At 63.1% G+C, this 12,784-nt stretch carries 12 protein-coding genes; all 12 read left to right on the plus strand.

Annotation, left to right across the window (positions count from 1 at the left end; genetic code table 11):
• The first annotated feature begins 100 nt into the window (after positions 1-100).
• A complete protein-coding gene (locus tag BLU35_RS19420) occupies positions 101-2,944 on the plus strand; it encodes a [protein-PII] uridylyltransferase (protein WP_093234088.1) in 2,844 nt (947 codons plus the stop codon).
• On the plus strand, positions 2,941-4,545 hold the full coding sequence (gene murJ / locus BLU35_RS19425) for a murein biosynthesis integral membrane protein MurJ (protein WP_058329096.1): 1,605 nt from the start codon (positions 2,941-2,943) through the stop codon (positions 4,543-4,545). The genes BLU35_RS19420 and murJ overlap by 4 nt, the downstream gene beginning before the upstream one ends.
• Positions 4,545-4,937, plus strand: coding sequence for a VOC family protein (locus BLU35_RS19430; RefSeq protein WP_093234089.1), 393 nt, complete (start codon positions 4,545-4,547; stop codon positions 4,935-4,937). The genes murJ and BLU35_RS19430 overlap by 1 nt, the downstream gene beginning before the upstream one ends.
• Before the next feature lie 111 nt (positions 4,938-5,048).
• Positions 5,049-6,113, plus strand: a complete 1,065-nt coding sequence (gene trpS, locus BLU35_RS19435) for a tryptophan--tRNA ligase (RefSeq protein WP_057248010.1) — start codon at positions 5,049-5,051, stop codon at positions 6,111-6,113.
• Positions 6,114-6,268: 155 nt separating this feature from the next.
• Positions 6,269-6,760 carry a universal stress protein gene (locus tag BLU35_RS19440; RefSeq protein ID WP_057248011.1) on the plus strand — a complete coding sequence of 164 codons (492 nt, stop codon included), beginning with the start codon at positions 6,269-6,271 and terminating at the stop codon, positions 6,758-6,760.
• Positions 6,761-6,926: 166 nt separating this feature from the next.
• A complete protein-coding gene (locus BLU35_RS19445; protein WP_057248012.1) occupies positions 6,927-7,493 on the plus strand; it encodes a NifU family protein in 567 nt (188 codons plus the stop codon).
• 156 nt (positions 7,494-7,649) lie between these two features.
• On the plus strand, positions 7,650-8,309 hold the full coding sequence (gene tsaB / locus BLU35_RS19450) for a tRNA (adenosine(37)-N6)-threonylcarbamoyltransferase complex dimerization subunit type 1 TsaB (protein ID WP_057248013.1): 660 nt from the start codon (positions 7,650-7,652) through the stop codon (positions 8,307-8,309).
• A gap of 6 nt (positions 8,310-8,315) precedes the next feature.
• Entirely contained in the window at positions 8,316-8,813 is a 498-nt protein-coding gene (locus BLU35_RS19455; RefSeq protein WP_058323654.1) for a GNAT family N-acetyltransferase, read from the plus strand.
• 100 nt (positions 8,814-8,913) lie between these two features.
• A complete protein-coding gene (gene olsA / locus BLU35_RS19460; protein WP_058323653.1) occupies positions 8,914-9,705 on the plus strand; it encodes a lyso-ornithine lipid O-acyltransferase in 792 nt (263 codons plus the stop codon).
• Between the two features lie 70 nt (positions 9,706-9,775).
• Entirely contained in the window at positions 9,776-11,176 is a 1,401-nt protein-coding gene (gene miaB, locus BLU35_RS19465; protein ID WP_093234090.1) for a tRNA (N6-isopentenyl adenosine(37)-C2)-methylthiotransferase MiaB, read from the plus strand.
• A gap of 27 nt (positions 11,177-11,203) precedes the next feature.
• A complete protein-coding gene (locus BLU35_RS19470) occupies positions 11,204-12,259 on the plus strand; it encodes a PhoH family protein (RefSeq protein ID WP_057248017.1) in 1,056 nt (351 codons plus the stop codon).
• 18 nt (positions 12,260-12,277) lie between these two features.
• A complete protein-coding gene (gene ybeY, locus BLU35_RS19475; protein ID WP_093234091.1) occupies positions 12,278-12,784 on the plus strand; it encodes an rRNA maturation RNase YbeY in 507 nt (168 codons plus the stop codon).

The following is a 12,784-nucleotide window of genomic DNA, read 5'->3' on the forward strand; positions in this document are numbered from 1 at the left end:
CTGTGTGGTCTTTGTTCGGCCTCGGTCGTAAGGATCATGCAGGAACGCTCGATCGCGAGCGACCACGCAACCAGTCGGACAGGACGCCCCTCGGCACTACATGGGCAGACACGAAACTTTCTTTCCCGAAATCCTCGATGTCGCAGCGCTCCGGGCAAAATGCGACTTCATCGCCTCGGCCCATGCCGAGCAGCGCGAGCCGATGCGCCAGGCGCTGCTGGCCGCCTTCAAGCAGGCAAACGTCGCCGGCCGGGCCAAGGCGCGTGAACTGTTTTATGCCGACGGAGCCGGCATTCTCTGCGCCGAGCGTATTTCCTGGCTGCAGGATCAGCTGATCACCGTACTGCATGATTTCGTGCTGAACGAGATCTTCGACGCAGCCAATGCGCCGCCGGCCTCGCGCATCGCGGTGGCGGCGGTCGGCGGTTATGGCCGCGGCACGCTGGCGCCGGGCTCGGACATCGACCTTCTGTTCCTGCTGCCGGTCAAGAAGGCCGTGTGGGCGGAGCCGGCGATCGAGTTCATGCTCTATATCCTCTGGGATCTGGGCTTCAAGGTCGGCCACGCCACCCGCACCATCGACGAATGCATCCGCCTGTCGCGTGCCGACATGACCATCCGCACCGCCATTCTCGAAACGCGCTACATCTGCGGCTCCGAGACGCTGAGCGCCGAACTTGAAACCCGTTTCGACCACGAGATCGTGCGCAACACCGGCCCGGATTTCATCGCCGCCAAGCTTGCCGAGCGTGACGAGCGCCACCGTAAGGCGGGTGATACGCGCTATCTCGTCGAGCCGAACGTCAAGGAAGGCAAGGGCGGTCTTCGCGACCTGCACACGCTGTTCTGGATCGCCAAATATTTCTACCGCCTCAAGGACACCGCCGACCTCGTGAAGGTCGGGGTATTGTCGCGGCAGGAGTACCAGCTTTTCCAGAAGGCCGAGGACTTCCTCTGGGCGGTGCGCTGCCACATGCACTTCCTCACCGGCAAGGCGGAAGAGCGGCTCTCCTTCGACATCCAGCGCGAGATCGCCGAAGCGCTGGGCTACCACGACCATCCGGGCCTTTCCGCCGTCGAGCGCTTCATGAAGCACTTCTTCCTGGTGGCGAAGGACGTCGGCGACCTGACCCGCATCTTCTGCGCCGCACTCGAAGACCAGCAGGCCAAGGATGCCCCCGGCATTTCCGGCATCATCGGCCGCTTCACCCATCGTAGCCGCAAGATCGCCGGCACGCTGGATTTCGTCGACGACGGCGGCCGCATCGCACTCGCAAGCCCCGATGTCTTCAAGCGCGATCCGGTCAACCTGCTGCGCTTCTTCCACATCGCCGACATCAACGGCCTCGAGTTCCATCCGGCGGCCCTGCGCCAGGTGACGCGATCGCTGAGTTTGATCAAGCCGGCCCTTCGGGAAAACGAGGAGGCGAACCGCCTCTTCCTGTCGATCCTCACTTCGCGCCGCAAGCCGGAACTCATCCTCAGGCGCATGAACGAAGCGGGCGTGCTCGGCCGCTTCATTCCGGATTTCGGCAAGATCGTCTCGATGATGCAGTTCAACATGTATCATCACTATACGGTCGACGAGCACCTGCTGCGCACCGTCGACGTGCTCTCGCGCATCGAGGGCGGCATCGAGGAGGAGGCGCATCCGCTCGTCGCCAAGCTGATGCCGGGGATCGAGGAGCGCGAGGCGCTTTACGTCGCCGTGCTGCTGCACGACATCGCCAAGGGCAGGCCCGAGAATCACTCGACCGCCGGCGCTAAGGTGGCGCGCAAGCTCTGCCCGCGCTTCGGGCTGTCGCCAAAGCAGACCGAACTCGTCGCCTGGCTGATCGAGGAGCATCTGTTGATGTCGATGGTCGCCCAGACGCGCGACCTCAACGACCGCAAGACGATCGTCGACTTCGCCGAGCGGGTGCAGTCGCTCGACCGGCTGAAGATGCTCTTGGTCCTGACCGTTTGCGATATCCGGGCCGTCGGTCCAGGCGTCTGGAACGGCTGGAAGGGGCAGCTGCTGCGCACGCTCTATTACGAGACCGAACTGCTGCTGTCGGGCGGCTTCTCGGAACTGTCGCGCAAGGAGCGCGCCGCGCATGCCGCGATCATGCTCGGCGAGGCGTTGACGGACTGGTCCGAGAAGGAGCGCGACGACTATGTGCGCCTGCATTATCAGCCCTATCTCCTGACCGTCGCACTAGAGGATCAAGTGCGCCATGCACGCTTCATCCGCGAAGCGGACGCCGCCGACAAGGCGCTGGCGACGATGGTGCGCACCCACCAGTTCCATGCGATCACCGAAATCACCGTGCTTTCGCCCGACCATCCGCGTCTCCTGACCGTGATCGCCGGCGCCTGCGCTGCCGCCGGCGCCAACATCGTCGACGCCCAGATCTTCACGACGTCTGACGGACGGGCACTGGACACGATCCTGGTGAACCGTGAGTTCGCCGTCGACGGGGACGAGATGCGGCGAGCGGGCAGCATCGGCAAGCTGATCGAGGACGTGCTTGCCGGCCGCAAACGCCTGCCCGAAGTGATTGCCAGCCGGACGAAGGTGAAGAAGCGCACCAAGGCGTTTACCGTGACGCCGGAGGTGACGATCAGCAACACATTGTCGAACAAGTTTACGGTGATCGAGGTCGAGGGCCTCGACCGTCCGGGCCTCTTGTCCGAGATCACCGCAGTGCTTTCCGACCTCTCGCTCGATATCGCCTCGGCCCACATCACCACCTTCGGTGAGAAGGTGATCGACACCTTCTACGTCACCGACCTCGTCGGTCAGAAGGTGACGAGCGAGAACCGTCAGATGAACATTGCCGCCCGCCTCAAGGCCGTCATGGCCGGTGAGGGTGACGAAGCCCGCGATCGCATGCCCTCCGGCATCATCGCGCCGCCACCGGGCGTCTCCTCCGCTCAAAGGACGACAAAAGCCGAAACATGAGTCTGGTCAAGAAATTTGCAACCGTCGGCGGCGCGACGCTTGGAAGCCGCCTGTTCGGCTTTATCCGCGAAACCTTTATGGCGGCAGCCCTCGGCACCGGCCCGGTCGCCGATGCCTTCAACACGGCCTTCCGCCTGCCGAACACTTTCCGCCGGCTGTTTGCCGAAGGGGCCTTCAACTCCGCCTTCGTGCCGCTCTTTGCCAAGGAGATCGAGGCGAACGGCATGGAGGGCGCGCGGCGCTTTTCCGAGGAAGTCTTCGGCGTTCTCTTCACCGTGCTTCTGTTCCTGACGATCGCGATGGAACTGACGATGCCCTTCATCGTCAGCAACCTGATCGCCCCCGGTTTTGCCGACGATCCGGAAAAGCTCGGCAATACCATCGTCTTTGCTGGCATCATGTTCCCCTATCTCGCCTGCATGTCGCTGGCGGCGATGATGGGCGGCATGCTGAACTCGCTGCATCGCTTCTTTGCGGCAGCGATTGCGCCGGTGTTCCTCAATGTCATCCTGATCGCGGTGCTGGCCTACGCCTGGTATGAGGGCCAAGATCCGGTGGCCGTCGGCTATGCGCTGTCCTGGGGGGTCATGGCGGCCGGTCTGGTGCAGCTTGCGATCGTCTGGATCGCCGTGCGCGACGCCGGCATCAAGATCGGCCTCCGCCGGCCGAAGATGACCGCCAGTGTCAGGCGCCTGCTGGTGCTAGCCCTGCCGGCGGCGATCACCGGCGGTATCACCCAGATCAACCTCCTGATCAATACCAATATCGCTTCGGCGAGCGAAGGCGCGGTCTCGTCGCTGGTCTATGCGGACCGCATCTACCAGCTTCCGCTCGGCGTCGTCGGCATCGCGGTGGCAACCGTGCTCCTGCCGGAACTTGCCCGGGCGCTGCGTTCCGGCAATGTCAACGAAGCGTCGAACCTGCAGAACCGCTCGGTCGAGTTCACGCTGTTCCTGACGCTGCCGGCGGCAGCAGCACTTCTGGTCATGTCCGAGCCGATCGTTCGGCTGCTCTTCGAGCGCGGCAAGTTCTCGCCGGAATCGACCGTCATCGTCGGTCACATCCTGGCGATTTACGGTCTCGGCCTGCCGGCTTTCGTCTTGATCAAGGCCTTCATTCCCGGTTTCTTCGCGCGCGAGGATACGCGCACGCCGATGATCTTCGCTGCCATCTCCGTCGTTGTGAACGTCTCGCTGGCGCTCACTCTGTTTCCGCGGCTCGGCGCAAGCGGCATCGCCACGGCCGAGATCGTTGCCGGCTGGGTCAACGCTGTCCTGCTTTTCGCAACACTTGTCTGGCGCGGCCATTGGGGCAGGGACATCCCGTTGCTGACCCGCATTCCGCGCCTCGCCATCGCGGCGGCCGGTATGGCCGCGGCGCTGTATTTCGCGATCGACTGGTTCGCCTTCGAGCTCTCTTCCGCCGCGCCGCTCGTGACGCGGGCAGTAACCCTGCTCGGTCTGGTCTCGGTGGCGATGGTGATCTACTTCGCGCTCGCCTTCGGTCTCGGCGGCGCCAGCCTCGGCATGATCCGCCGCAGCATCAAGCGCAAGGCCAAAGGACCGGCAGAACCCGCTGCAGCACCGGAGGCGAGCGACTGATGCGCCAGACGATCGCACGCATTGCCCTGGTCGTGCCGGACTACGATGCCGGCATCGCCTTCTATTGCGGCAAGCTCGGCTTCGACCTCGTGGAAGACACGAGGCTCGACGATAGCAAGCGCTGGGTCGTCGTCCGTCCCAGGGGCGCGGTCGAGACTTCGCTGCTGCTTGCCAAGGCCGACGGCGAACGCCAGCAGGCGGCGATCGGCAACCAGACCGGCGGCCGCGTCGGCTTCTTCCTGTTCACCGACGATTTCGCTCGCGACCATGCGGCGATGCTGGCCAAAGGCGTCGCCTTTCTGGAAGCGCCGCGCCACGAGCCCTATGGCACAGTGGCGGTCTTCAGCGATCCGTTCGGCAACCATTGGGATCTGCTGCAACCGGCGGAATAGACGAGGCTGCGGCGACCTCTTGATTGCCTACCGCCACCCGTGCATAAGCCATGCCGTTAGCAACATGGGCGTTTTTGCCCTGGGGCCCTCCACCAGCCTATTGAGGACGACATGAACGAATTCAAGCCGCTCGTATTCTCCGGCGTTCAGCCGACGGGCAATCTCCATCTCGGCAATTATCTCGGTGCGATCCGCAAGTTCGTGGCGCTGCAGGAAAACAACGATTGCATCTACTGCGTCGTCGACCTGCACTCGATCACCGCTCAGCTCGTGCACGAGGACCTGAAGGGGCAGATCCGCTCGATCGCCGCAGCCTTCATCGCTTCGGGCATCGATCCGAAGAAACATATCGTCTTCAATCAGTCGGCCGTGCCCCAGCACGCCGAACTCGCCTGGATCTTCAATTGCGTCGCGCGCATCGGTTGGATGAGCCGCATGACGCAGTTCAAGGACAAGGCCGGCAAGGACCGCGAGAACGCCTCGCTCGGTCTGCTCGCCTATCCGAGCCTGATGGCGGCCGACATTCTCGTCTATCGTGCCACCCACGTTCCTGTCGGTGACGACCAGAAGCAGCACCTGGAGCTGACGCGCGACATTGCCCAGAAGTTCAATATCGACTTCATGGAGCATATCCGCAGCGCCGGCTACGGTGTCGATATGGTTGTCGGCGAAGAGCCGATCCACGCCTATTTCCCGCCGGTCGAGCCGCTGATCGGCGGCGCGACGCCGCGCGTCATGTCGCTGCGTGATGGCACGAAGAAGATGTCGAAATCCGACCCGTCCGACCTTTCGCGCGTCAACCTGATGGACGACGCCGAGACGATCTCGAAGAAGATCCGCAAGGCCAAGACCGATCCGGATGCGCTACCAAGCGAGGTCGAAGGGCTCAAGGGTCGTCCGGAAGCGGAAAACCTCGTCGGCATCTATGCGGCGCTGTCGGACAAGACCAAGGAACAGGTGCTGGCCGAGTTTGGCGGGCAGCAGTTCTCGGTCTTCAAGCCGGCTCTGGTCGACCTCGCGGTCGAGGTCCTGTCGCCGATCACCGCCGAAATGCGCCGCCTGATGGGCGACACCGCTCACATTGACGCCATTCTCCGCGATGGCGGCGAGCGGGCGCGGGCGCGGGCGGAAAAGACGATGAGCGAAGTGCGCGAGATCATCGGTTTTCTGCAGTAGTTGACTGAATCCGGGTCCTCGGGGACCCGGATTCACTTCGGTTCAGGAGTCGGAGCGGACCAAGAGCGGAAGGCTACGGGCACTTTTCCGTGTCCCGCTCCGAAACGCGAAAATCAGACCTTGCGGCGGCCAACCCGGGATGTATTGTTCACCCTATGGTCTCGACCCGACTCTCTCGACTTGAAGGTCACCGCCGCAAATTCATGGCGGTGATAGACGATACCCCGGAATGCGGGCGCGCCGTGCACTATGCGGGCATGCGCGCCAAGAACTCCAATGGCGGTCTCGTCCTGCTCTATGTGATCGCCGATGGCGACTTCCAGCAATGGCTGGGGGTCGAGGAAATCATGCGTGCGGAAGCGCGCGAGGAAGCCGAAGCGACGCTCGCGAAGGTGGCCCAGTCGGTCCGCGAACGGATCGGTATCGAACCCGAGATCGTCATCCGCGAGGGAACTGCCACGGAGCAGATCCATGCGGCGATCGAGGAGGACCGCGACATCGCCATTCTGGTGCTCGCCGCCGGATCGGCAAAAGAGGGCCCAGGCCCCCTGGTGTCGTCGATCGCCGGCAAGGCTGCCGCCTTCCCGATCCCCGTCACGGTTATCCCCGATGCCCTGACGGACGAGGAGATCGACGCGCTCAGCTGACCTGCGTCGCTTTTCATGGACCAAGCGGGATGCGGACGGAAAACCGCTCACACTTTTCCTCATCCCGCTTTATGTACTCTTGCGACCAGAGGGCCATGCCCCTATATTCTTTTGAATAATTCTAAAGAGCTGGGCGACTGTCGCTCCCGGCGAAACGGAGACAGACATGTTCATTCAGACCGAAGCCACGCCGAACCCGGCAACGCTGAAGTTTTTGCCGGGCAAGGTTGTTATGGAAAACGGCACCGCCGAATTCCGCGACGAGGAAGAAGCCCGCGCCGGCTCGCCGCTGGCGGCACGGCTGTTTTCGATCCCGGGCGTCACCGGTGTCTATTTCGGCTACGATTTCATCACCGTCAGCAAGGAAAGCCAGGAGTGGCAGCACCTCAAGCCGGCGATCCTCGGTTCGATCATGGAGCATTTCATGTCGGGCCAGGCGATCATGGCTGGCAGCGGCCGCGCCGAGCAGTCGGATCAGGAAGACGAGTTCTTCGACGAAGGTGACGAAACGATCGTTGCCACCATCAAGGAGCTTCTGGAAACCCGCGTGCGCCCGGCCGTTGCGCAGGACGGTGGCGACATCACCTTCCGAGGCTTCAAGGACGGCACCGTTTTCCTCAACATGAAGGGTGCCTGCTCGGGCTGCCCGTCGTCCACCGCGACGCTGAAGCATGGCGTGCAGAACCTGCTGCGCCATTTCGTTCCCGAGGTGCAAGCCGTCGAGGCCGTCTGACACCGGACGCCGTCCGGCGTCTCGCGAACCAGGGCGGGATGAAGAAAAATGTGCGCGGTTTTCCGCCCGCATCCTGACCTGACCGAGTAGTATCGATTTTGCCGCAAAGCCTGGTCGGCCTTGCGGCTTGTGGCGTCTGAAAGATCCAGCGTTGAAATGATTGTACTTGCGATCGACACGTCCGGCTCCGGTTGCTCCGTTGCCGTCTACGACGGCGAAGCGGCTGTTGTGCTCGGGCGCTCGGGCGCCGATCTCGGCAAAGGTCATGCCGAGCGGCTGATGGAATTCGTTGACGAGGCGCTGGCCGCGGCTGGCCGATCGCTTGCCGATATCGACCGCATCGCGGTCACCGTCGGTCCGGGCTCGTTCACCGGCATTCGTGTCGGAGTGGCGGCCGCTCGTGGCCTGGCGCTGGCGCTCGGCAAGTCTGCGGTCGGCGTCTCGACGCTCGCGGTCCTGGCTGAAGGCATACGTGCTGCAGCGCCCGGCAGGGACATCCTCGTGGCCATCGATGCCAAGCGGGACGAAGTCTATGTCCAGGCTTTCGGCGCGACCGGTGATGCCATAAGTGAGCCCGAAGCGCTCGCTGTCGAGGTGGCGCGCGAACGCTTCTCCGGCTTTGATGGCGTCATCGGCGGCTCCGGCGCGGCTCTCGTTGCCCCGAACGCCCCTGCCAAACCCTCCGAACTCATCGATGTTGCCTTTGTCGCCGCGCTCGGCGCCGCTGCTGATCCAGCCTCGGCCAAGCCGCGACCGCTATATCTCCGAGGCCCCGACGCCAAGCCGCAGGTGGGCTTCGCGATTGCCCGAGCGTAGACCGAGATGAGCTTCACCGATTACTTCACTCGCCGTACCGAGTTCGACATTTTTCCGCTGGAGGAAGCCGACCTTCTTGCGGCGGCAGCGCTGCACCGCCAGCGTTTTGCAAGCCCCTGGACCGACGGTGAAATTCACGCGCTGCTGGTGCAGGACACGGTATTCGGTTTTGTCGCCCGCCAGACGAACGGCTCGTTCCGTCCGGCCTTTGGCGGTTTCGTCCTGTCGCGCGCCGTCGCCGGCGAGGCCGAAATCCTGACGATCGGCGTCGAGCCGCGTTATGCGCGCTCCGGTCTCGGCTGGCGGCTGATGCAGGCGGCGATGCGCGAGGCCCTGGTCAAGGGTTCCGAAGCGCTGTTCCTCGAAGTGGACGAGACCAATCAAGCGGCGATCGGGCTTTACCGTAAGCTCGGCTTCAACAAGGTCGGCGAACGCCGCGCCTATTACCAGGACAAGGCCGGCCAGCGGACTGCCGCGCTTGTCATGCGGCTTGATCTTCGCTAGTCCCAAGCGCGGATTAGCGTGGGATGAGGAAAAGTGTATGCGGTTTTCCGCCTGCATCCCGCTCTAGCTTTTCAAGGATGCGCGCGGGAACTCTTTCCGGATGATCAATTGGCTACGGATTGCGATCTTCGCAGCGCTTCTGGCGCTGGTTTCGCTCGTTCTGATGCCGATCCAGATCGTCTGCCTCTGGCTCAACCTGAGCCTTCGCCGCCGGCTGCCGCGATACTGGCATCGGCTCGCCTGCTACCTTCTCGGCATCAAGGTGCGGGTTCACGGCGAGGTCGAGCGGCGGCGGCCGCTGCTCATCTGCGCCAATCACGCCTCCTGGAAGGACATTCTGGTCCTGTCCTCGGTCACCGACGTCGTCTTCGTCGCAAAGTCCGAAGTGAAAAGCTGGCCGGTCTTCGGCCACCTCGCACGATTGCAGGCGTCGATCTTCGTCGAGCGCGAGCAGAAGCGCTCGACCGGCAAGCAGGTGAGCGAAATCGGCCAGCGCATGGCGTCGGGCGAGATCGTCGTGCTCTTTCCGGAGGGAACGACGTCGGATGGCAACCGCCTGCTGGAGATCAAGACCTCGCTCTTCGGCGCTGCCGCGTCCGCCGTGCCGCATTCGCCGACCGGGCTCGTGCATGTCCAGCCAGTCGCGATCTCCTATACCGGCATCCATGGTATGCCGATGGGCCGCTTCAACCGGCCGATTGCCGCATGGCCGGGCGACACCGAACTGGTGCCGCATCTGCTCGGCATCCTGCGCGAAGGGGCGATCGAAGTTGACGTCGATTTCGGTGAAGCCATCGACTACGATCGGCACACCAATCGCAAGGAAGTGAGCCGCAAAGTCGAGCAGCGCATCCGGAGCATGCTGTCGGACCGGTTGCGCGGACGGGCCTGACGCCTGCCGGCAAAGGCAGTCGTGCCGAAAATACTTCAACTTCGGGCCGCTTTGCACTAAGTAAGCCGCCATGACCCAGGATACAGCCCTTCTGTCGACAACGCCCGTAACGGGCGACGAGCGCGTGCCGGCCCGCAAGGTCTTCGTCAAGACCTATGGCTGCCAGATGAACGTCTATGATTCCGACCGCATGTCGGATGCCTTGTCGCGTGATGGTTATGTCTCGACCGACGTGCTGGAAGATGCCGACTTCGTGCTCCTCAACACCTGTCATATCCGTGAGAAGGCGGCGGAAAAGGTCTATTCCGAGCTTGGCCGCCTGCGTGACCTGAAGAAGGCGAAGGCCAAGGAAGGCCGCGAGATGGTGATCGGCGTTGCCGGCTGCGTCGCACAGGCCGAAGGCGACGAGATCCTCAGGCGCGCGCCGGCGGTCGATCTGGTGATCGGCCCGACGACCTATCACCGCCTGCCGGAAGCACTGAAACGTGCCCGCAGCGGCGAGCGCGTCGTCCAGACGGACTATGCCGTCGAGGACAAGTTCGAACACCTGCCGGCGCCCGACAGGGCGAAGACCCGCGCCCGCGGCGTCACCGCCTTCCTGACGGTGCAGGAGGGTTGCGACAAGTTCTGCACCTTCTGTGTCGTGCCCTATACGCGCGGCTCGGAAGTTTCCCGCCCGGTTGCGCAGATCGTCTTTGAAGCGGAAAAGCTGGTCGATGGCGGCGTCCGTGAAATCACCCTGCTCGGCCAGAACGTCAACGCCTGGCATGGCGTCGGACCCGATGGCCGCGAATGGGGGCTTGGCGACCTGCTCACGCGTCTCGGCGAGATCGAGGGGCTTGCGCGGCTCCGCTACACGACGAGCCACCCGCGCGACATGGACGACAGCCTGATCGAAGCGCATCGCTCGATGGGCAAGCTGATGCCTTACCTGCACCTGCCCGTGCAGTCCGGCTCCGACCGCATCCTGAAGGCGATGAACCGGAGGCACACCGCGGCCGAATATCTGGCGCTGATCGAGCGTATCCGCGCGGTCCAGCCGGACCTCGCACTGTCGGGCGATTTCATCGTCGGCTTCCCGGGCGAGACCGACCAGGACTTCGAAGACACCATGCGCCTGGTCGAGGCCGTGGGTTATGCACAGGCATTTTCATTCAAATATTCGACACGCCCCGGCACGCCCGGCGCCGAGCTCGGCGACCAGGTTCCCGAGGACGTAAAAGCCAAGCGCTTGGAAAAATTGCAGGCTTTGCTGTTTTCGCAGCAGCGCGCCTTCGCCGAATCCTGCGTCGGCCGCGAAATCGACCTGCTTTTGGAGAAGGCAGGACGCATGCCGGGCCAGCTCGTCGGGCGTTCCCCTTGGCTGCAGCCCGTGAATGTTGATGCAAAAGCATCGCAAATCGGTGACATTATCAAGGTGCGAATCATCAAAGCCGGGCCGAACAGCCTGTTTGCGGAGATGATCGGGTAAGGACCGAACACAAGGAGCCTGAACCGCTTGAACGGACACGAACTGATCTCTTCATCATCGCGCCAGTCGAAAACAACTGCGACAGACGCCAATCACTTCGTGCTCACGTTCGAGAACAACCGGTTCGCCAGCGAACTCTTCGGGCAGTTCGACCAGAATCTGAAGCTCCTCGAAGAGCGGCTCCGGATCGAAGCGCACCCGCGCGGTAATTCCGTTGCGATCTCAGGTGATGTCGTCGCCACCAATCAGGCGCGGCGCGCTCTCGATTTTCTCTATGGACGGTTGCAGAGCGGCGGATCGATCGATACGTCGGATGTGGAAGGCGCGATCCGGATGGCGGTCGCTGCCGACGATCAGCTACAATTACCGACCATGGAGAAAAAAGCCAAATTGACGATGGCGCAGATTTCGACGCGCAAGAAGACGATCGTCGCCCGCACGCCGACGCAGGATGCCTATATCCGCGCGCTCGAGCGTTCCGAGCTCGTCTTCGGTGTCGGTCCGGCTGGTACCGGCAAGACCTATCTCGCGGTTGCCCATGCAGCACAGCTGCTGGAGCGCGGCGCCGTCGACCGTATCGTGCTTTCGCGTCCTGCCGTCGAGGCAGGCGAGCGCCTGGGCTTCCTGCCCGGCGACATGAAGGAGAAGGTCGACCCCTATCTCCGGCCCCTCTACGACGCGCTCTATGACATGATGCCGGGTGACAAGGTCGAACGGGCGATTACCGCCGGCGTCATCGAAATCGCGCCGCTCGCCTTCATGCGCGGCCGTACCCTCGCCAATGCCGCCGTCATCCTCGACGAGGCGCAGAACACGACATCGATGCAGATGAAGATGTTCCTGACCCGTCTCGGCGAAAACGGCCGCATGATCGTCACCGGCGATCCGAGCCAGGTCGACCTGCCGCGCGGCGTCAAGTCCGGCCTGGTCGAGGCCCTGCAGATCCTGAGGGGCGTCGAGGGTGTTTCGGTGGTGCGCTTCAAGGACGTCGACGTCGTCCGTCATCCGATGGTGGCGCGTATCGTCAGGGCTTACGAGTCCCACACGGCCGTTCACGACGAAAGCGAGCAGAGCGACCGCTGATCGGCGGTCGTTGCGATCATGACGGCATTGGACATCCAGATCAGCGTGGAAGAAGGCAATTGGCCCGAGGAAGGGGCCTTGCTTGCCTTCTCATCGCCCGTGCTCGAAGCGGCTGCAGCCTATCTCGCGGCCGAAGAGAAGCAGCCGTTGCCGAAGATGCCGCCGGAACTTTCCCTCGTCTTCACCGACGACGCTTCCATGCGAGCGATCAACGCCGAATGGCGCAACCAGGACAAGCCGACCAATGTGCTGTCCTTCCCCGCTTTCCCGGTGAAGCCGGGCGCGATGCCGGGACCGATGCTGGGCGACATCATCGTCGCCCGCGAGACGCTCGAGCGCGAAGCCGTGGAACTCGAGAAATCCTTCGATGCGCATCTGACGCATCTTCTCGTGCATGGATTCCTGCATCTTTTCGGTTATGATCATATGCAAGATGACGAAGCCGAAAGAATGGAAAGCCTGGAGACTCGCATTTTGGCGCGTCTTGGCTTATCTGACCCCTACGGGGATCGTACCCCGGATTAA

It is taken from the genome of Sinorhizobium sp. NFACC03 (assembly GCF_900103435.1).
Classification (GTDB): Bacteria; Pseudomonadota; Alphaproteobacteria; order Rhizobiales; family Rhizobiaceae; genus Ensifer.

What these genes read in the sequence shown, in the direction of transcription:
- ybeY (WP_093234091.1), top strand. Translation starts at nt 12,278, where the DNA reads ATGACGGCATTGGACATCCAGATCAGCGTGGAAGAAGGCAATTGGCCC.
- trpS (WP_057248010.1), top strand. Translation starts at nt 5,049, where the DNA reads ATGAACGAATTCAAGCCGCTCGTATTCTCCGGCGTTCAGCCGACGGGC.
- olsA (WP_058323653.1), top strand. Translation starts at nt 8,914, where the DNA reads ATGATCAATTGGCTACGGATTGCGATCTTCGCAGCGCTTCTGGCGCTG.
- BLU35_RS19430 (WP_093234089.1), top strand. Translation starts at nt 4,545, where the DNA reads ATGCGCCAGACGATCGCACGCATTGCCCTGGTCGTGCCGGACTACGAT.
- tsaB (WP_057248013.1), top strand. Translation starts at nt 7,650, where the DNA reads ATGATTGTACTTGCGATCGACACGTCCGGCTCCGGTTGCTCCGTTGCC.
- BLU35_RS19440 (WP_057248011.1), top strand. Translation starts at nt 6,269, where the DNA reads ATGGTCTCGACCCGACTCTCTCGACTTGAAGGTCACCGCCGCAAATTC.
- murJ (WP_058329096.1), top strand. Translation starts at nt 2,941, where the DNA reads ATGAGTCTGGTCAAGAAATTTGCAACCGTCGGCGGCGCGACGCTTGGA.
- BLU35_RS19445 (WP_057248012.1), top strand. Translation starts at nt 6,927, where the DNA reads ATGTTCATTCAGACCGAAGCCACGCCGAACCCGGCAACGCTGAAGTTT.
- BLU35_RS19455 (WP_058323654.1), top strand. Translation starts at nt 8,316, where the DNA reads ATGAGCTTCACCGATTACTTCACTCGCCGTACCGAGTTCGACATTTTT.
- miaB (WP_093234090.1), top strand. Translation starts at nt 9,776, where the DNA reads ATGACCCAGGATACAGCCCTTCTGTCGACAACGCCCGTAACGGGCGAC.
- BLU35_RS19420 (WP_093234088.1), top strand. Translation starts at nt 101, where the DNA reads ATGGGCAGACACGAAACTTTCTTTCCCGAAATCCTCGATGTCGCAGCG.